The organism is Hymenobacter montanus (assembly GCF_014699115.1).
GTDB lineage: Bacteria > Bacteroidota > Bacteroidia > Cytophagales > Hymenobacteraceae > Hymenobacter > Hymenobacter montanus.
The window spans coordinates 1-20758 of sequence record NZ_JACXAD010000032.1 but is presented as its reverse complement, the minus strand read 5'-3'; the positions used below and the strand labels follow the sequence as shown (position 1 = coordinate 20758).

At 60.2% G+C, this 20758-nt stretch carries 7 protein-coding genes; all 7 read right to left on the bottom strand.

Annotation, left to right across the window (positions count from 1 at the left end):
• Positions 1–296: 296 nt before the first annotated feature.
• A complete protein-coding gene (locus tag IC235_RS20440; RefSeq protein ID WP_191007071.1) occupies positions 297–995 on the bottom strand; it encodes a metallophosphoesterase family protein in 699 nt (232 codons plus the stop codon).
• Positions 996–1420: 425 nt separating this feature from the next.
• The gene (locus IC235_RS20435) at positions 1421–3124 is read right to left on the bottom strand and encodes a hypothetical protein (RefSeq protein ID WP_191007070.1); all 1704 of its coding nucleotides are present in this window, start codon (positions 3122–3124) and stop codon (positions 1421–1423) included.
• A gap of 44 nt (positions 3125–3168) precedes the next feature.
• Positions 3169–5091 (bottom strand): hypothetical protein, encoded by a 1923-nt coding sequence (locus IC235_RS20430; protein WP_191007069.1) that lies wholly within the window; start codon positions 5089–5091, stop codon positions 3169–3171.
• A 61-nt stretch (positions 5092–5152) separates the two neighbouring features.
• The gene (locus tag IC235_RS20425; protein ID WP_191007068.1) at positions 5153–9985 is read right to left on the bottom strand and encodes a hypothetical protein; all 4833 of its coding nucleotides are present in this window, start codon (positions 9983–9985) and stop codon (positions 5153–5155) included.
• 59 nt (positions 9986–10044) lie between these two features.
• On the bottom strand, positions 10045–13299 hold the full coding sequence (locus tag IC235_RS20420) for a hypothetical protein (protein ID WP_191007067.1): 3255 nt from the start codon (positions 13297–13299) through the stop codon (positions 10045–10047).
• A gap of 939 nt (positions 13300–14238) precedes the next feature.
• Positions 14239–16731: a DUF6603 domain-containing protein gene (locus IC235_RS20415; RefSeq protein WP_317173619.1), complete on the bottom strand. Its 2493-nt coding sequence runs from the start codon at positions 16729–16731 to the stop codon at positions 14239–14241.
• A 1650-nt stretch (positions 16732–18381) separates the two neighbouring features.
• Positions 18382–20758, bottom strand: a 2377-nt coding sequence (locus tag IC235_RS20410; protein WP_223847451.1) for a hypothetical protein, incomplete at its 5' end; no start/stop codon positions are given.

Sequence of the window (20758 nt, the reverse complement as noted above, 5' to 3'; positions counted from 1 at the left end):
TTGTTACACGGCACCCACTCGATGTTTTTACGACCAAGCGGCCGATAACCGGCTCCCACTGCTGCCTGCCGACCTGCGAATCCACGCTTAGGGTATGGCCCGATAACCTTTATCAGGCTTTCGTGCGGCGGGCGGTAGTCGCTGAATATATGGTGGTTAGAGCAATTTCCCAGTCGGGGTACGGTTTTTTAGGAATTAAAAATGAAGAATTAAAAAATGGACCAGCACATTTTTAATTCCTTTCCGAAAACTGCTTTAAGCTCAAAGGCCGGCCGCTTTCGGGTCCGCTTGCTGGTTTAACGCTTGCCGATTGGGTAGGCGGGCTCCCGGTTGGCGACCAACGCCAACTCCCAGGTATCCAGATCAAGGGCGGCGAGATGGCCTAATTCCGGGTTGTGGCGGTAAACACAGCCGGTATCTAGGCCCAGCGCTCCGGGGCGGGCCGCAGCCTTGCTGCGCACTTGGGCGGTGGGGGTGGGCACATGGCCGTGCAGCAGCCGTTTGCCCGCCAGTCGCGAAGCGTCAAACACAAACTTTTTGATGTTGAGCATGGTAGCATGGTCGCGGCGCATGTCGGCTGCCGGCAGCGCGAAGTCATACCCGGCGTGCACGAGCAGAAAATCGGGCAGCTCGATTTCATAGGGCAGCGCGGCCAGCCAGTCCAGGTAGCGCGCCGGAATGTCGGCCAGGCGCTGCACCCCAAAGCTGCGTAGGGTGGGGAGCCGGCCCCGCGGCCCCAGCCAATCCCAGCGCCAGCGGTGGCGCGCCGAATCGAGTAGCGCCTGGTCGTGGTTGCCGCGTAGGCAGTGTACCTGGTAGCCCAGGGCTTGCAATTGCATAAGGTAGTCAAGCACGCCGCGGCTGTCGGGCCCCTTATTCACGTAGTCGCCCAGCACGTACAGCTCGTCGGTAGTGGTCAGACGCAACTCTTCTTCTACCAAGTAGCGAAAAGTGTGCAGGCAGCCGTGCAGATCGGTAGTAGCGTAGCGGCTCATGAGCAATCGAAGCGGGCACTAAGTAAAAAGAGCACATCGTATTGAGCGTGCTGAATGATCTCTACCAATGGCGTATCAAATAGCGATACGTGGTCCAGATGCTTCAGATACGTTCAACGCGATATGCTCTCAGAAGGGGTAGGGAAAGTGGCACTGGCGTACATCACAGCTGCGAAACTAGGCAGCCGCGCGTCTTAACCGCGCCCGGGCCGTTCTCATCCTACCGGTTCTTAATTAACCCTGGGGTACGAGCTTAGGGCAATTCTATCCCCCGCTGCCACAAAAAGATCAAGCAGGGCTTTAGGCGCGCCGCGAGCAGGCTGCCGTCATCCGCCAGAACATGCTCTGAGCATGCGCTGGGGGAGCAGAGGCCAATACCCGGGCCGTCAAGCCAGTTAGAACGTGGTGGTCAGTCTAAAGGCTCGTTAGTCCAAAACAGTGATGGTATATTGAATCGAGCCGTTGGCTCCGACCTTGAAGTGATACATTAGGTTTTTGCCGGCTACGAAGCTGTCTTTCGACTGAAATCTGGGGGCGGATAGGGTAGGCGCGGTGGCCGTAGGCGTTAAGTAAGCCGTTACCACGGTCCCAATGCGTTTGGTGCTGTCATCGACGCTGAATGTGCCAGTGGAGATGGGGTCGTATTCGGCGTTTTGCTCAAATGTGAGAACCGTGCCGCTGCGGTGTGCTACGCCAGTGGCCGGGCGCTCGTCTACTACGGTCAGGCCCAGTCCACGCAGGTAGTCGGCCCCGTAGGCAGCAGGTAGCACGGTGCTGCCACGTAACACTACCCGTCCCGTGGTGCTGTTGGCCACCACGCTGCCGCCCAGTACGGTCACGTCCGTCAGCACCAAAGTGGCAGTGGCTGATTGAAGACGGGCGCCGCTGGTAGTAGGGCCGGCTGTCACGTCCACCACGCACTGCATCAGCTCGAGTTTACCACCATTGTAGAGGGTAGCCAGGCAAGCCGTGGGGGTGGTCATTACGAAACGACCTCCGCGCATCAGACCTTCGCAGCCCTCTACCAACGCCATGCCCCAGCAGGCCTTGGATACCGTTATGTCGCCGACCAGCTCGTAGCGGGCCGCCTGGCTGTAGAGGTTAACACCGATTGCCCCCGTTGTATCTGAGTTGACGACCACGCTGCCGCGGTGAAACAGGTTGCCCGAGCGCATCAGGATGGCACTAGCCGTACCGGTATTGACGAGGTGTACCTCGTAGGTCCGGATGGTAGGAGCTGAGCCATCAGGCCAAGTGAAGCCCGCCGAACCAGCTCCGGTGCTGTAGATGGTAGCATTGCGGCCGTACACGGTGTAACTACCGGCACCAAACCCCACGCCATCCTGCCGCTGCACCGTCGTCACATCAAAGCCGCCCAGGTCAAGAATAGTGCCCGGCTGCATTCTGAGCACGGCATTGTAGATGTTCGCATAAGGCATGACAATGGGCGTGGTTACCTGTACGGTCTCCCCCGGCAGCGCAGCAGCCAGAGCTCGCACCAGCCCGTCGTCGGCATTCTCGGCGGCGGCGCTCCCAACGCCCGTGTAGTAGGTCCGCGTGCGCGTGGCGTTGGTGCTGATGCGCACGGCCAGGCAATTAACTACGGCCTGGATGCTTAGCAGGCGGGGGTCATTGGTGTCGGCTTTACCAGCTAGCGCGGCTAAAGTCGCCTCCGATAAGGGCTTGGCTAAGTCCCGCGTGTTGTCCACCAGGTTTAGGCCCAGTTGTGCCAGCGTTACTACTCCAGTCAGGCCGCCCACGCTTTGCACCCCATCACCCGCCGCAACCGCCACGTATTGCGTGCCCGACCAACGATATACCCTGTTGGTGTCGAGCACCACATATATTTTGCCAGCCTCCCCCACGCTGGGCAAAGTGGCGACGCTGGCCGCTTCTACCACATCATCCACGAAGCTAGGGAGCTGGCTGGCCGGCACCCGGCCGCTGGCGTCGAGGTCCGCTTTGTGAGTGGCGGCCAACGCGGTTTCCTGCGGCAAGGTCGTCAGCTCCTTGGCCAGGCTTTTGAGCACGGTGCCGAGGCTGAGAGCCGTGGTTTTTCCCTGTGGCCCATTGGGATGCACTGCCGTGTTGATTTCAGTGACAAGTTGGTCGAAGTCTTTGAGAGCCATTTTGCGAAGTAGTTGAGTGAAACGAAGGAACAGAAAATAAAAGCCTATCGTGGTCCCGGTTTGAGCTGGTCGAACACCAAGCCGGAGCCCCCACCCGGCTGAGCAGGTCCCCGGTGCCGGCCGAACCAGAGCACGGTGCGGCCATCGTACCAGCGCACGCGGTAGCAGCTGCCGTCTACCCGCACACCAGTAGGAGGGATTTCGTGTTCGTGAAGCTGGTACCGCTCATTGGGGTGCAGTTGCAGCAACGCGGTGCGTGGCTGCACCACGGCCTCGGGGGCCGCTGGGTTCAGGCTTAAGCCCTGGCGCGGCAGCACACCCTGTTCCAGCACGGTCAGGCCCGAGGCCACGTCAAATGTGGGCACAAAGGGCAGCCAGTTCTCGGGTACCGAGCCAGCCAGTTGGTAGGTGTAAGCCGGGGCCGCCGCGTCGGGAGCAGGAGGTGCTGTGGGTGCCAGACGTCTGAGCGTCTCGGCTACCTGGGCGGCGGCCGCGTTGCCGTCGACTCCCCCGGCGAAGCCATCCGGCACAATGCTCTCCACGGCCCAGACCAGGTTAGTGGCTTCCTCGCGGCAGAAGCTCACCTGCTCCACCGGCCGGCTCACCAACGGGGCCAGCGCGGCGGCTGGCAGGTAGAGCGTCGGGGCGGTCGCGGGGCCCGAACGGGCGGGGTCGGTTTGGGCAAACAAGGACCAGCGGCCTTCGTCGTTGTCGATGCGGCTGCCACCGGATTGTTCGGCGAGTTGGCCCGCGCCGGCGGGCTGAATCGCGTAGCGCCGGCCAAACACGTCGGTTACCTTAATGCTTTGTACGGCGCAAACCGATCCGGTCTGTGCGGAAAAGGGTACTGAAAACCAGTCGTTCTGGTAGAGAAACATAAACTCCTGCAGCAGCATCCGGCCCCAGTCTGAGGGGTCGCCGGTCACCTGCCCGAAGTCTACGCGTCGGTCTTCAAACTCCCACCAACGAGCCGCCGGCGCGCCTGGGAACTGCACTTCGGTGGGCAAAAACGTGCGGGTGATGGGTGCGGCCGGAGTAGCGGGTGAGCCCGCCAGCGCCGGTTGCTGGTCGGCCGAATACCAGGGCAGCGTTCCTCCACCGGGGTAGTTGCTGGTCCCCAAGCCGGTCGCGCCGGTGGTGCCCACGGCAAAGTCGTAAGCCATGTTTTCGGTCGACCAACTGGTGCTGCCCTCGCCCAGCAAGTACAAGCGGTGGAAGGCCAGCACAAACTGGCGGGCCTGCTCGTCAAGCGCCGCCGGGCTCACAACCGCAGTGAGCGGCGCTAGGGCGGCCGTTGGCAATGCCTGCGTTAGCGGCAAAGCCGCGATGGCCACGGCCAGGAGTTCGTTATCGCCGAGGGCCGGCGCTAGCACCGCCCGGTGGGGGGCCAGCAGGGCCTGGTACAATGCGTAGCCATCCAGCGCGGCGTCACCGGCTAGTTGAAGCAGGGCCAGGGCCTCGCTGGTGGTGGCCTCCTGGGCATAGGCTACCGGGGCCGCGTCGGCTGCTGAAGCGCGCAATGGATAGAGCTGCGGGAAAACGGCCAGCGCGGCGGCCCGGCCGGCCGGGGTAGCGGCGACCAGCGCGGGCAACATCCGTAATTGGCGTAGCCAGTACTGGCCCATTTGCAGGCACAGCCCCAGCCCAACTACCCGGGGCTGGGCTTCGACGGCGGCTTCCAGGGGCTGGTTCCGGGGCGAATAGGGGCGGGAGGGGCGGCCCGGCAGCGCCAGCCGGCTCAGCGGCAACTCATTCAGGACTACCTCGGTGAAGGCCGGAGTTCCCCGGTCTTCGGCTTGGAATTCGTGGAGCTGCCACTGCCGGGCCAGCAACCAGGCTGGGTCGCGAATCTCGGCCCGCAACGCCCGGTTGAATTCGGGGCTGCGGGGCCGGGTTTCGAGGCGATTAGTCGCCAGCAGCGCGTGCACCCCCGCCGCGCTCTGGGGTGGAACAAAAGAATAAGCCATAGGAAATACGATTGTAGAAAAAAGACGCAATGCCCTGAACTCCTTGCCAGGATATTATTGCTTATGCGGTTACCGTCAAGGGCTCTTCCGAGAAACGCGCTGTATTGTTGGTGCGGCCCAGGTCGAGGGTAAACGTAACGGCCTGCTGGGCTACGGGAGCTACTACGGCGGGCAGCACGGTGGCCAGGGGCGTAAAGACCAGCGCATCGGGTTCCACCGTACGCTTCTTGGCGAGGTCCAGGGTCTCGTTGACGGCCCCGAGGAGGTCATCGGTTGACCAAGTGCCGGGGTTGCGACGGGGCGACACGACCAGCAGCATGGTTTGCGGGGCTTCGGAATTGGGCTGGTCGTAGTGAAACGTAAGCGCCGTGGACTGCGTAGCCTGAGGCAGGGTTTCGGTCCATTCGTCGAGCCAGAGCGCGCACTGGGTACCCAAGGCGTCGTAGGCATCCGGCAGCCATTGCACCAGCGACAGCGCATCGCCGGGGGGCGCGTACGTATCGGGCCAGCGCAGCCCCAGCCAGTAGTCGGGCTGGTTGGCCGCGGGTGCTACGGTCAAAAACTGCGCGGGCCGCAACGGTAGCCCGGGCGCGGCGTCGGGGTGCAGCAAGCTTTGAATCAGCAGCACTTTATCCAGCTGGTTCAGGGGCTCGCGCACGGCTCCCAGCCCGTGCAGCCACTCTACCAAAGCCAGTGGCTTATCGGAGTGATGTCGCAACAGACTGGTGGCCGCTGCGGCCGTAGTGCCGTCGTCGAAAGCCTGTCGGGCGTCGGCATCGCTCAGCGCAAACTCTACATCGGGGCGAAAAGCGGGACCAAACAGCGCCGCGGCTTGTTCCAAGCGGGCCGCCACGGTAATGGGGGGCGCGGGAGCCGCGGAACTCAACGCAGCGTCTGCGGCGGCCAAGCGCGTACGGACCGCTTGGCGCACCACCAGGGTCGCGGTGCTTAAATTAGCGTTGGGCGTCAGGGCCGGCAGGGCTTCCGTTACGCCAAATAAAGCGGCCCGATAGAATTCGGCTACCGTAAGAAGGGTGCTGGTGTTGGTCGGAGGGACCAGCGCAGCCAGGGCGGTCTGGCTGGCGGTTAGCCGGGTTCCTAAGCCAATCATGTCGATGCCGGCTTCCTCGTTGAGGGCCACCAGGGTACCAGGCGCCAGCAGGTCGCGGGGCCGGGCCGGGCGGGTACTGCCAACCAGCTGGCGCAGCCGGGCCAGCAGCGGCAGCAGCCGGCGCAGGGCTGGCTCAGCCGTACCAATGGTATAGTTAATGGCCAGGCGGGCATCGGGTGGCAGGGCTCCCGGGTTCGGCAGCGCCATAGATTGGCTGGTTGCGTAAACCAGCAGCCGGTCCAGGGACGAATCTTCCCGCAAGGCTTTCTCATCCAGCAGGTACAGCAAATCCAACGGTTGCAGCTGCATGGCGGACAGTTCCACCGACACGATGCTTGGTGCTACCCATTCGCCGGCACTCCGGTAGCCCACGCCAAAGGTTAGCTGCGTCGGATTCGGAAAAAACTGCGCCAGCCAGGCATTGAGCCGGGGGGCCGCCGCCGCCCGGGGCGTGAGCGAGCTGGGCCAATTAGCCAAAGTAGCCGCGGCGGGCAACTGCACCAGCACCCGCTGGGTCAGCGTGAGGCCCCGTTGCGGGGGGTGGACGATATCGGGCTGTAAGGGGAACTGGCCCTTGGCTATGCTTTCGAGCACGGCCGCGGCCCCCCCGGTGTTGCCCCGCGCCGCCTGGTAAATGCCCTCGCTCACGGCCAGGTCGCCCAGCGCATCGAGGTCATCGGTGAGTCGGGTAACCTGGGCTACCACGAAAGCCGCGAAGTTGGGGTCAGCCACCTGGCTGGGGACGGCCACTCCATAAGGATAGGTTTGGAGAGCCGTTGCCGCCCGCAGCAGCGCCACACCATCCGTTACCTGATGGGCGGCCTGCTCCGGAGGCAGGCCCTGCGGGACACTCTGGCCCGCCCCCAGCGCCGAAGCGTGTTCGTCGGCGAGCGGAAAGGCCGTACGGAACTGCTCCACGAAGCTGCCGTAGCGCTGGCCGTTACTGGCCAGGCCGTCGTGCTGCTGCAGGGCCCGCTCGAAGCTCTGCCCCAGCAGCGTACTTAGCGAAAGGCCGGCGCGTAGCCCATCGAGCAGCGCCACGGCTGCTCGTACCCGGCGCGACGATAAATCCACGGCCATGCGCCGGGCCGCGGGGTCGGTGGCGTTAGCCGTGCTCTGGCGCGACTTATATCCCTGGCGCAGAATGGCGGCGGTGGTGCCGTGCGTCAGGCTGGGTGCGTGGATGTAGCCCAGGTTGTCGGGGTCGTTACGGTCACCGGCGGCGTTGGCCACCGAGTGGTCGCCCGGCCGGAGGTCTTCCAGCCAGCCAAAGGCGCCGAGGTGGCTGCCGGTGGGCGAAGTCTGGCGCAGCGCGTCCAAGCGCTCGGTTACTGGGGCCAGGCGCCAGGCATCGAGGCGGTAGCTGCCCAGGTCGAGGTGCTCGGCGAGCAGGCGCTCCAGGCGGGCGGTCGGCACGGTGGCCAATTGGGCTATCTCCGTAAGGTAGCGGTCGAGGTTCGAGCCGGTAGTGCGTAGCACAGTGTATAGGGGACTCGTGCTATTCGGCGCGGGATCGTAAAGCCACGCCCACCGCGGTTTCTCGTTAGTAGTTAGAATGTTGAACAGCTCGTCATCGGCAAGAGAGTTAGCTGGGGTATTCGCGTTTGGCAACCCGAGCGCCACTTTGGCCGCAGCCCAGTATTCGAGCAATACGGCCTGCCGGAGCAGGTAGTAGAACAAGGCCCGGGGCGGGGTAAAGGCATCATTACCGCCATTGGCATCCACCCAGCTGGTGAAGTTTTCCAGACGAATTTCGTCGAACGAGGCCGTCGCCAGCCAGTGGATGTAGTTGTGGCCCTGATGCGCCGAGACCACCCCGGCGAAGGCCGCCACCGGGGCTGTTTCCGACAACGGCTCATGATCGAATAGCACGCCTTCGCCGCGGCGGGGGCCCGGCTCATCGGCAAAGGCATCGGCCAGCTTCATGAACGTGCTCTGCATGGTATAGCCAAAGATGGGCGGGGCCGCCACGGGGTCGCCGGCCGCCGTGCGTTGCAGGCCCGCCGCGTTGGTGGGGTCCAGCAGGCGAGCGAACTCCTGGTAGAGTGGGTTCTGGGTGGCGTCGTAATGGCCGTTCGTGCGGGCCGCGTCCGCCCAGATCTGGTCTCTGTTGGGACTATCCGGGCTGGTGCCATTCGCCTGCGCGTCGGCATTCAGGGCCTCGGCCATGATGGGGCCGATGAGGTAGCGCTGGTAATATTCCGTAGAGGTAGCGTCAAGGCCGAGCGCCGTGAGCACGTTACGGCCCGCGGGTGGTGGTGCCGGAAAGTTGGCGGCTGCGCTACCGGCCGTTACTCGCGCGGGGTAAAGGCCGGTTTGCGGATTCAGGCGCTCGGTCCAGGCCGCATCGAACTGCGCGAGCACCTGCTGCAACTGCGCCGCATAGGCATGGTCGGGGCGGTCCGCTTCCACCTCCCAGGCCGAAAACCGGGTGGTGGGCAGCACGCCGTAAGGCTGCGGGCCCACCCGCAGAGCCGGTGCCCCACCGCGGGCCAGCACGTAGGTTTCAAAGAAGGTGCGGGTCCAGGCCATCGCCGCGGGCGAAAGCAGGGGGCGCAGCATCTCTTCCAGGAAATACCCATACGTAGCCGGCCACAGAGCGCGGTTCATGGTCAGGGCTTCGCCGGTGTCGTGGGCCAGGGCCCCCATCAATGGGGGTAGGGCCCCGTCGCCCAGGCCCAGGGTTCGGGCCAGGTGCTGGCCGTCGGGGCGGGCCGCCCAGGGCGTGGCGGCCGCGAAGCGGGCCGGCTGGGTTAGCAGGTCGAAGGTTAACTCGGCATCGCTGCGCTCCTGTGAGCTGTAGCCAGTGCCTTCTCGCCCCTCGACTCGATGCATGTGAACGGCATCGCTACGCTCCTGTGGGCTATCCGCCACCACTGCGTCGGTGTTGTTGGTGGGGGTACCCTGCGGCACCAGCCGGAGGCCATCAGTGTAGTAATGCTCGGTAAGCAGGGCTTCCAACTCCTGCTGCCCGGCGGCCGCGCCATCGGCGCGGACACCCAGTACCACCAGGCGGGCAAAGCCTTGGGCATATTCCTCCGCCGTTAGTGCTACACGCACCGCCATGCCCTTGGCCACGGCCTCCTCAAAATTAACCGTCCATTTATTGCCCGCATCCACTCCGCGCAAACCCGCGGGGTCGGCCGCCGCCTGGGGGTCCAGCCCAACGGCCAGCCTTGGGTTTACCAGGGCGCTGCCTTCCACGACCTTAGCCAGTTGTAAAAACTCGGTAGTAGGGCGCGGTACAGCCTGGGGGTCGTAGGTCCGGGGGGCGGGATATAGCAAGTCCTTTACCGGCCCCTCGGCCACCTGGGCTAAAGACGTAGCCTGGGTATAGAGCAGCACCGAAAAGTGGTGGGGCAGCCCGCGCGCCTCGGCGGGGCGCGTCCAGCGCGCCTCGGCTAAGTCCGGAATAGGCTCCATCGGTAGGTTGGGCACCTGATGGCGGTAGCTGGCCGGCACGGTCTGTCGCAGGATCCACTGCGAGCGGGGCGCCCCAAAGCGTGCCACCAGCGCCCGCCAATGGGCGAGGTCGTGCAGGCCCGGGGCCGTATCGGCGGCGGGGGCCAGGCTCCAATACTGCACGCCGGCCTGCTGCTCGGCCGGCGTGAGGGCCGCCTCGTGCGTGCTGATGCCCAGCTGGTCGGGGTAGATGCGCACCCGCAGCTCATACGTGCCGGGCGCGGGCTCTACGAACTTCACCTGGACGCTTACCGGCAGCAGTAGAATGGGAAAGTGGGCATCGAGGCTGCCAGGCAGCGCGGGAAGGGTCGGGACCGGCATTGGAGAGCGAACGGAGGTTAAAGCGGTTAACGAAGGGGAAGAGATATTGCTGGCTGGGCTTAGTCCACCAGGCCACTCAAGGGGATGGTCGCCATAATCGGCTCCTGGAACAAGGCGTAGGCGACCGTCGCGCTATCATTGAGGTAAGCGACCGGTCTGGGCTCCGCCGTCGCGTGGGGCCGGCCGGTGGGGCTGATGGCCACGATCTGGCCGGGTGCCGTGCCGAGGTACTCCCACGAAAAGTCATTCCAAATCAACGGGTTACTAATAAGAACCTGGGGTGGCCTCGGCCGGTCGGCGGTCGGAGCCAGCTCATCCAGGCCAAACTTGGGCTGGCCGGGCCGTTCCATCAGCACGAGGTAATAACTTGCTTCGGCCGTGGCCTGATCAACATCGAAGGCTACGACGGCAATGTCCTGGCCCACCAACAGGCGCTGTAGCGGGTACCGCATCAGGGCGGGATCGGCTGTCAGCTCCGTTTTCAGCTGCAAGGCCAGCACCAGGTTGGGGTAGCGGCGCAGCAGCTCCGAGCGCACGGCTATTCGCAGTGGCGTGGAAGTCGCGGCCCCAGTTCGGGGCGCGGGGGCATTAGTACCCAAGTCGTTGCTAATCCATAGGTCCAGGGGCTTGATGTCCAGCATTGCCGCTTCCTGCGCGGCGCCGGGAACCTGGTTGGGCGCCAACGTGGTGTTGAAGTGCTCGCTCACGTCCCAGAACTGCTGAAAAAACGTGCCGCGCAGGTCAACCGGAAAGCCGCGCCAGAGGAGCTCCGACCCCAACGCGTGGTTGAGACCCACCATGTAGGCTTCGATAAACGCTTGGTTTACGTTGAGCACCGCCACGCCCCCGGCTGGGAAATCGCCCAGGCCAGGCACAAACAGCTCCGGGTGCCGCTGCCGCAGGGCTTCCCCCATTGCATCGCGGAATACCGGCGTCACTTTGGCTTGCTTGATGACGGGCAGCCCCGCTGGGACGGGGGCGGGCGGCGAATCGTCGGCCAGCAAGCCAGCGGCCCCAGAATCGACGCGCCCCGCGGCCGCATTCACGTAGAAGTCGTCGGCATCAAAGTCCGGCGCGGCAAAATCCCCGTCCACCTTGACGGAAGGAACAGCCACAACCGGGCTGGCCTGCTTGATTCTGGCCTGAAACACGGGGCCGGGCTGCGTACCCGCCACTACATCTTCCTTAATGGCATCAAGCGGCAGCGTGGGACGGACGTACTGGGGCTTGTGGAAGTGGACCACCTCGTTCGGGTTCAATGGCGCGGCCGGGTTCCGGGTTCGAAACCTGGCGAAGGCTTGCCTGAAACGCTCATTGGCCGGGCCATCAAGGGCTGGCGCCGACGGGGACCGGCCACTGGCCAACAAGGCGTCTACTTTATCATCCAGAAACTGGTAGGCCCGCACCTGCTCGGCGCGCGCCGGGGCAGCCGTGAGTTGCCCCGTGGCCAGCTGGCTGAGCATTGCGTCGCGCTGGCCCAGGCCGGTGCCGGGCTTCCACAAGTCGGCTGGTAAAACGGCGGGCGCGTTCTGGGTGGGGCGCAGGGGCCGGCCAGCCTCCCCCGCCAGGTAGTTGCCGAAGGGCTTCATGATGCGCCGAAACGTGGGGCTGAAGGCCGCCAGCGGCGTACTGCTGCGCCGGATGGCTTCGCGTACCGTTACTTTCGTCGGAAGGGGAGCCAGCGGGTTGGCCGCTGCCGCCGCGGCCATGGTAGCCGCGCTTATCCGCACCCGGCTTAAGGCCAGGCCGGTCAGGTGCAGGCCGTAATCGGCCAAGCGCATCCCAGACCCGGGCTCGGATGGGGTGTCTGGAAAGCTAGTACTGCTGTCGGCAACGGCCGTGGGTGAGGGGCGGGCCGAGCTGGTGGCCCCGCTGCTGCTCGATGCCGCCGCATCCAGGGGCAAGTGCTGCTCGCGCAGGCCGGCAGTGGTGCGCAGGCCGTACTGGGCACCGCGCAGCTTGTAGTTGGCCAGTAGCAGGTCCTGCACCTGCTCCCAGGCCCGGCGCACGTATTCTTCCTGGTTGTCCTGCACCACCTGAACCCCCAGCGCGGCCAGGGCCCGGTAGCGCGGGTCGAGGTTGAGGGTGTGCTTCCAGCTGGGGGCAACGGCCGTGGTAGGTGGAATCAGACCGGGGGTTACCATGTACGCCCGGCCGTAGAGCGGGGGCGTCAGCACCGGGCGGCCACCAACCCGGCGGCCGGTCACGAGCTGGCTGTACAGGTACTGAGCCACGGCCAGCTGCTGGGCAGCCGCGGGAAGGGGAGGTGGGGGCGCATCCTCATCCACGAGCAGCGCCGGCATGGTCAGCACGTAGCTGTTAGTGGGCGTGCGCACGCCTATGCTGGGAGCAGTGGCGGCGCTGGTTACCCCATTCGCCGGGTGCAGCTGCGTCACCAGCGACTCAAAGTCCTCCTCGGCACCCGTGGTGAACTTCCATTGAAAGTACACCGGAAAGGTGGCGTCCGTGGTGGCCGGCGTGGCCGGGATGGCGGAGGTTCGCAGGTGGATAGCATCGAATTCCCCCCCCAAGCCGGCCCGGCGGCCCGCTTCCAGGGCGGGCACCAGGAAGGCTTGGTAAGCAGTGTTGGCTTCCAGCCGCCGGGGGCACAGCACCCGCGAGTAGGCCAGGTCGGGCTGCCGGAGCAGGGTCCGGTTCAGGAACTCATCGATTTCCGTGGCCGTGGGGAGCGTGGGAGGCAGGGCCGGCGTGGTGCCGGTGGCGGGCGTACCGGGAGCGCCCAAGCTGGCATTAGCTTGCACATGAGCCCAGAGCTTCTGTTGCTGGGGATCGGTGCTGGGATACACGTGGGTAACGGCCCGGGCACTGGCCTTCACCTTGATGCTGGGCAAGGGCCGGCCGTCCAAGGGCAGGCTTTCAAACTCGTCGGCGCGCAGCACCAGCAGCATGCACCAGGGCAGGGGCGCGGCGGCGACCGCATCGGTGGTAGCGGTGGCAGCCACGGCCGGCGCCATGAGCATACTGTAGCGCCAGGGCAGGTCTTCTTCCTTAAAGTCAATGGCGGCCAGTTGCAGGGGCGAGAAACCCTCCGCCCCGGGTTGGGGCACGGTAGCTAAAATAGCTCGCTGGTTGATGCCCAGCACATCGCCGGGCCCGTAAATCTCGGCCGTGGTCTCGGCTACGGTTAGCGTATTTTGTGCGCTGTTGTCAACGGCCAGCGTGGCTTTCAGATCTAGGGTCGGGCGGCGGTTGGCTGATTGTGTGTTCTGTGCAAGTATCCCGTTGAGTAGCGCGGGCTGCACCCAGGGCAGGAACGTGAGCTGGTCGCCTATGCTAAGGTCAGGCGGGGGCACTGTTAGATCCAAGCTGTTGGCATCACTCCGGGGGAATATACAAGCTGAACTGGTCCTGGCAGTCAAACTGTAGAGGCCAGACGCCACTCCCGTAAATCTGAAGCGATAATTATTTCTCACTAAATCGCTGTTTAGCAGATTTAACGAATAAATCGACGTTCCATCCTGCCATAATTCCGCTAGCACAGCACTTCCTTGCGTACCGCTAACTATGCCCTCCACGGTGCCGTCCGTTGCTCCGATAGCGGTTGGGGGCGTGGTACGTACATCTGAGATAGCCAGCACGCATAGTGCAGGGGGGACGCCCACCGTCACATCTGCGGACCTGGAAGCATAACAAGCAGGTGTGGAGCTGTCTTTTAGCTGAATTTCATGGGTGCCTTGGCTTAGCCCGGTAATATCATATTTAGTACCTTGCTCATCTCGGACTAGCGTGATGGGTGAGAAAGGGCCACTATCTATTCGAAGGTAAAGCTGCCCTACAGCTCCATTCGCATACATCCGCAAAGTGCCGGGGCTGAGATAATAAACAACAGCAATGCCCAGGGTGCATCTTGTAGGATTCCCTCCTCCTCTGGTTCGGGTCGCTAATACCGATCCGCCGAAATTGTAATCCCACGATACCACGATGTCCGGCGAATCAGGATCATTGTACGTGTCAACTAGTCCATCTGCATGGTGCCAGATGGTGGGATCATTGTCATAAACCGTGTAGCAGTTGTTTAACTCGGTCGCATAGGAAGTATGCAGGCGGTCGTACCATACACTATAGTATCCATTACCACTGTTGTGGCCGGAAGCCAACTTAACAGGGCCACCCCCGGAAATGTAAAAAGGCATAGAGTAGAGGTTAATTGGTAAGTGTGTTGATCAGGGGATGGCCGCTAATTCTGGACACGTTCGGAAGAAGCGTGACTGGCATATCGCCCATTAGATAGCCTAGGCCAGCGCCAACTGATACTCGGGCACCACCAGCACCTCCTCGGCCAGGGCGGGCGCAGCGGCCACCAGGGCCTGGCGATACTGCTCGGCCTCCACCTGGGTGGCGAAGCGGGCGTGCCCCACCGGGTCGTAGACCTCCAGGGTGGCGGCGTGCATCAGCACGTAGGTATCCTCGGCCCAGCTCACGGGCTGGGGTGCCCGGGCCGAGGGCCGCGCCGCCCATACTTCCTGGCCCAGGGCCCCGCCCCGGGCCAACTGCTGGTAGGCCGCCGGGCTGAGGGAGCGCTTGTGGCGGGTGGCTCCCCCACTCGTGCCGTCCAGCAGCTGGTGCTCATACTCCACCACCCGGCGCGTGGTCCGGAGGTCGGCCACCAGCCCGGCCAGGTTGGTCAGGCGCAAGCCGCACGGAAGCAGTTGGAAGGAGGGCACCGAGAGCTTCTGGGCGTCAGTGAGCTGCTGAAACTGGTCGGGAGCGAAGAAATCGCGGACCGTTTCCACGGCCTTGTCGGTGGCGAACAGATACGGGGTGGTGCCCACCACCAGCGCCGTGAGGTCGAAGCGCCGGCCCGTGGCGGGCGTAATCGGGCTGCGGCCGTAGTGGCTGAGCACCACGCCCAGCGGCAGCACGCGCTGGCGCAGCACCAGCGCCCCGCGCAGGTCGAGGAAGAACGGGGCGGCCGTGGAGCCCACCGGGCGCAGCACCACGCCGCCGGGCAGGGCCGTTTTCGGGGCCTCCACTTCCCAACTGGCCGCCCCGTTCAGGGCTGTCACCAGCAGGGTTCGCACGTCGGCAGGGGGCAGCGTGGGCTCGGGCTGCCCACTGCCGATGGTGGCGTCCACGTCGACGTGGATGCGCACGAACCAGATTTTGAAGCTGGCACTGCCCCACAGGTGCCAGGGACCGGGGCCGGTCACGTCAAGTGAGAGGTGCAGGCTTAGCAGCTCGTAGCTGCCGGCTTTAATGGCGACGCCGGCCTCGACGTGAGCTTGCACGTGGAAGGGGTTGAAGGCAAACAGCACGTCGAAGCCGAAGTAGCCTTCCACGTGCAGGCCCTTGGCAATGCGGCAGTACAGCTCCAGGCGGGCGCCGAACTGCACCGTATTGGAGGTGACGGCAAAGTAGCTGGTGAGCGTCACGCGCAAGTCGCCACGGGCCAGGGCCAGGGTAAGCCGGCGCAGCCCGGCCAGGCCCGCGCCGGCCGGGGGCTGAAAGGCGGGGTGGAAGCCCCCGGCCGAGACGAGGAAAAGGGGGTTTTTGCCCTGGTAGAAGCGAAACGCCAGGTCGCCGCTCAGGGCGAAGGCCAGCAGGTGGGAGTCGCTGAGCGTGGCATCAAAGGCCACCCGCTTCGCGCCAAAGTCCACCGTGCCGAGGAAGTCGGCCCGCAGTTTGAGCAGGTCGCGGTCTTTGCTGGGCAAGGTGGCCTCGAGCACGCCCAGAATGGCCAGGCGCACGGGGGCGGGCAGCTCGACGAGCAGGGCCACATCGAGCCGGAGCAGGGAGGCGGGCGTACCCCAGCCCAGGCGGGCAAGCAGGCCGATGACGTAGCGGCCTTCCGTGGCGGGGAAAGCCGCGTCGACCAGGGCCAGGGCCGCGGCGGGGTTGTCGAGGACGTTGGGGGGAAACAGCAGTCGGTCGAGCTGGCCGCCGCGCACCAGCCCGCGCAGGAAGTCGGTGTTGGTAGCGCGGTTCACGCCCAGCAGGCCGCCCAGGCCGTTCAGGGTAAACCCGAGCCCGAGCTGCAGGGGCTGGAAGGTGGCCGTAATCAGCAGCAGTAGCGAGTAGGCATCGGGGTTGCCAGGCAGTTCGGTCTGGAGCAGGCCCAGGGCAGTGAGGTTGATTTCCTGGCCTAGCTTGAGCTTGAGGTTGGCTACCCCGGCGTACTGGTGGTGGGCCGGGTCGAGCAAGAGGTAGCCCCCGCCACTGAGCGTGTCGGATGTGACTTCGATGCCAAAGCTTGTGGGAGCTACAAAGCCTACGCTCACGTCAAACGGCCCTGCATTGCCTCCTGTTGGCACCGAAGCCAAACTCATTTGTAGTCCCGTTTCGCCTATTGTTACTTTAACGGGTCCTAACGTCACATTACCTGAAATTGCTATGCTGACGGCGAGCTTGTCAGTAAGCAGCAGAGCAGTGTCAATCGAGGTAATTTTAAGAAAGTGATTGTCACCCTTTGCATTTACCTGCGTCGTGTTTTTTAATCCTGCTCTGCCGCCGAAATAGATGCCTTTGGTACTTGACCAACCTAGAAGTGCGTTAAACTTTATATCTATGCCGCTAGTTGGGACTATTTGCTTTAGAAAGCTGTCGCCTTCATCCGGTGCCAAAATGAGTGATGAGTCAATCAAGCTGACGTATGCCTCAACCGACCGCGCGCTCGCCACAATATCAAAACTTACTCCTACCTGCAGGCTGCCTAGATGCAGGCCAGTACCAGTTTGGTTGCCTAATACCTGGCTACGATCTATAGGCTGAGTGGCTCTCAAAGCCATATGAACCTCTGTCAGTGTACTATCACTTATGATTTGAGTTCCATTTCTTGTAATCATAATGCCCTCCACTTCAGCTGATACGGCCAGTTGGAGCAGCCAAGCATGTACGTGGGCATCTAAATTTGCAGCTCCATAGGGCGCAACATAGATGCCTGGGCCTTGCTGTTCAACTGCTAACAGACCCGCTCCTAAACCAAGCTCTACACTTCCCCCTGGCGCTCGAATATTCGTTGCCACATGCATAGTACTGGCAAGTGTGGCGGTAGCATCAGCAGATAAAGGCGAAGTCGCGCTGCTTCCTCCCTGCCAAGCAGGTATCCCTAGCGCATTGAATAAACCAACTATATGAGGTAAAAGCTTCTGCGCAATTGCGCTGGTACTAGAAATAGTTGCGAAGTCACTGTCCCCGTTTGGCCAGTATTCAGTTGCCATTCGTTGGGAAGGATCATTTAGAAAATCCAGCAGTTTATCAAAGGAGAAAACCGGGATAGAACTGACATACTTGATTAGTTTACCATTCTGAGTAATACTAACTGTATCAGGTTTAATGATCCCAGCTATTGCACATATACAATAAAACCCTCCGGCGTTATTGAGTAAGTAAATAGTTGCGAGTTTTTGTAAAACATCAGTATAGAACTGGTTACCTATATTGCCACGAAGCGCTAAATTGCTCAATTGTTTCACCGAATCCAACAATGTTCCCGTCGATCGCAGAGCAGCACGTAGCGATGAGAAATTTGTTATAGATGTTGTCCTGCTGAGCGCTAACGCTTGTTCAGTACCTGTGAGTTCTTGGCTCACATTGTTTAGCACCGTCATGAGAGGCGATAGGCCTGTACCTAGTAGCTCTGCAACGTCCCACCCTAAGCCGTGAAAAAATTCTCGTACGGTTTCTTGGTTGGAGCCAAGTACGGTCAGTGGACGAACTACTTCCAGAATTGCTTGCAACAAGGATTTTTGCAGATTTTTTTTCATGGCATGATGCAAATACTATTGATTAAGCTGCTTCCTAGGCAGAAAGTACACGCCGTAGATACCGAATAGCAATGGGGTGAAGACAAGAATGGCGCTCCACCATCTTAAGTCCTCAAATAAAAACAGTCCAAACAGGGCTATTGCAATGGCCATTATAAAACCAATTACACGCCAACCGAACGATTTACGGTTTACTAATAAAGTTAGAAAGCCGATGTATAGTCCGAGAGCTGGAATTCCAAATAGCCACAGGCCAAATGTTATCGGAGATTCTTCGTTCAGTAACAATGGAGTAGGTATTTTAAGTTAAAATATTGTCGAAGAAATTATTGTACTGCTGATTGATAGTAGAGCATCTGGCTATTTATTTAGGCGGTTTTAGAGAAAAAAAATACAGGGAGCATAATCCGACTATAATTGGAATAAAAAATAGAACAATGAACTTCCCTAGTGGACTATCAGCAAGTTGCATTTCTTGTTTCCCTAACATTGCTAAAAGAATAGCGAATACAAAAGCAGCCACACGTCCCGCGTACTATTTGCGATTTAGTAGAAGCACCAATGCTGCTATGTACATTATAAGAAGTGGGAAACCGAATAGAAGTACTCCGAACCTTATAGGAGATGTCTCATCAAGCAACAGCAGGCCAATCATGTTTGAATAGCTCATATCTATACGGAAGCAATATCCAGTTCGTGCTTAGTGATTGGGCCGGGAGGAGCAGCGTCTTGCTGCGTAGGTATTTTAAACCAAAAGTTGTGATAGACTTTATTCGTATTTAAATTCAGCCTTACCTGACCTATTTGTGTACGTCCAATAGCAATATTTTGCATCAGTAAGTGCCGCTCATACTGCATGTCATAGAGCCTCTTTAGAAGAACATTACTAGGTGGATTGTATCCAGAGGAGACTCCAGATGATGAATAGTTAAAACGGTCCGCAGCTGAACGATTATCCTTGGCAAAATGAATATCATACCTCCATTGAGGCGGATCAATTATTTGTAATGAAGGATAAGTCAGTTCTAAAAAATGAAAGTTGCCTTGACGAGGGAGTAAGGGAAAATCTAAGGTTGACCCTAATATTGAGTAATGCCAATCTATGTAATGTAAACCGGGAGTATTCCAACCAGCATAATGCGCTTCTAAAGGCATAACCACTGAACTCGCACTGCCAGCTGCTAAGGTCTTTAATGCAGCATTTTTCATGGAACTGCACACTAGTTGTGTAAAGGAGGCATGCTCAGGGTACCCTGGTGTTGAGTTGTTAGCAGGACGCTCATAATTCACTGCTACTGAGAAGCCATAATGAACATCTCCTGAGAATAAAATCACTTTCTTGCAAACCGATAACTCTTTCAATAAGCTTTGCATGCACTCTGGGTGGAAAGACCAACCTTCGCGGTCGCCCTCGTCGCTGAGACTAGCTATAGGCTGCAGGTAATCTACTGGTAGAGGTAACCTTCGATAAGGATTTGGTACTGTGAAAGGTTGGAACGTGGGCGGCATTAGCCCAGGAGGCAATGGAGACAGGTTTGAACCCGTAGCACGCTCCGCAATGTAGTTATCAAGACCGCGTTGCAATTTAGTCTGCAAGAAACCCTCAACAATTGCATGTCCAATGACAGGGGCTGGGCAGATAACGAGGGTAACTAGAATATTGCTAGGCAGGTTATTCACCTGTTGTTTTACTTGGCGGCGTAGGGCCTCGGGGTGTAGCAGAGCAGGCCCCAATCGTGGCACAGTATACTGGGGCAAGCCGCGTTCAGTACGGCTGTTAATAGCCAGTAAAGCGAAGTTGCTGAATAAGATGCGAAAGTCATAATACAGGGTATTGGATGCATCTAACTCCGTTGTCGGGATTCCATTGATATTTCCTTGTTCTTGGGTCGTGCTAGTACGTAAAGCAGGCATTATTTTACTGCGGATCGCCTGCCATGTTGATTGTTGGCTACCGTGCTCGTTTGCTAGCGTCCCGAACTGAGTTAGCAAAGCGCTACCCAAAGTATTCGCTCCTATAAAATCCGCTGGCTTATTACCCCAACCCTGAAATAAAGCAAAGGCAGACATTCCATTTTGCAGAATTCGACATCCCAAAGCTGTACTGTAGACACGCTTAGTCCACCGATTGCTGATAAACCAGTCATCAGTTACCTCATGGTCGTCGCACATCATATATGAAGGTACGTTCGCTAATACACGGCGGGCGTTAGATAACCTTCCCCTAAACTTAAAAATATGATTCCGCTCATCTTCAAAGGACTCTCTCTTATCATTTTCATCACCAACAGTTACCTCAACTGTAACACCTCCACCTAAGGTCTCACTTTTGCGCTGTACAGCCCAAGGCAAGACTTCTTCAAAAGAAGGAAAATCGTCTTTTGAGAGACGGTTGTACGCATCGCCATCGAATGGAAATAAATTGTTTGTATTAGTTGGCCAGAGCACATCTGACCATGCAAATAGATACATGCATGCGTATTCAGAAAAACGCATCAGGTGGCTATCCCCGGCCACATCTAGCGAAAAACCAGCTAGTTTCTGTACTGTTTTCAGCCGTTGTCCTGGCTGAATACTATAATTAGCATCCCGGTCAAATTTGAAGCTGGGGTCTTCGGGAAGAGGAGCCTCAGTAGTTTCGCTAGCGAACGTTAAAGCTGAAAGTGGATCGGGGTCAAGAGTAGGATAGAGTTGGGGGTCAGGGTCTGGCAGAATAGCGGATGGTAACGACCCCAAGTCTTCTACCCAGTTAAAAAGTGCTTTTCCTGCATCATCAAGCATATGTAGCAGAATGCTGGCTACATCATCGGCATAAATTTGGTCACCCGTGTGCAAAAACAGATGGGGACGTGCATCAGGATCGGCGTAGCAACTTTGATTCTGCAAGATGTTATCCGCATAAGGCAACGCATCGGTTTCACCCTCGCCGCCATGTGGCTTGCGACAAGAGCCATGCAGAACATGCAGTTTGGTTAGGTTGTACGGACAATTAACGAAGCCATAACAGGGCTGAGACGAAATGCACCATTCCCAAGAAGCTGGTGGCCGT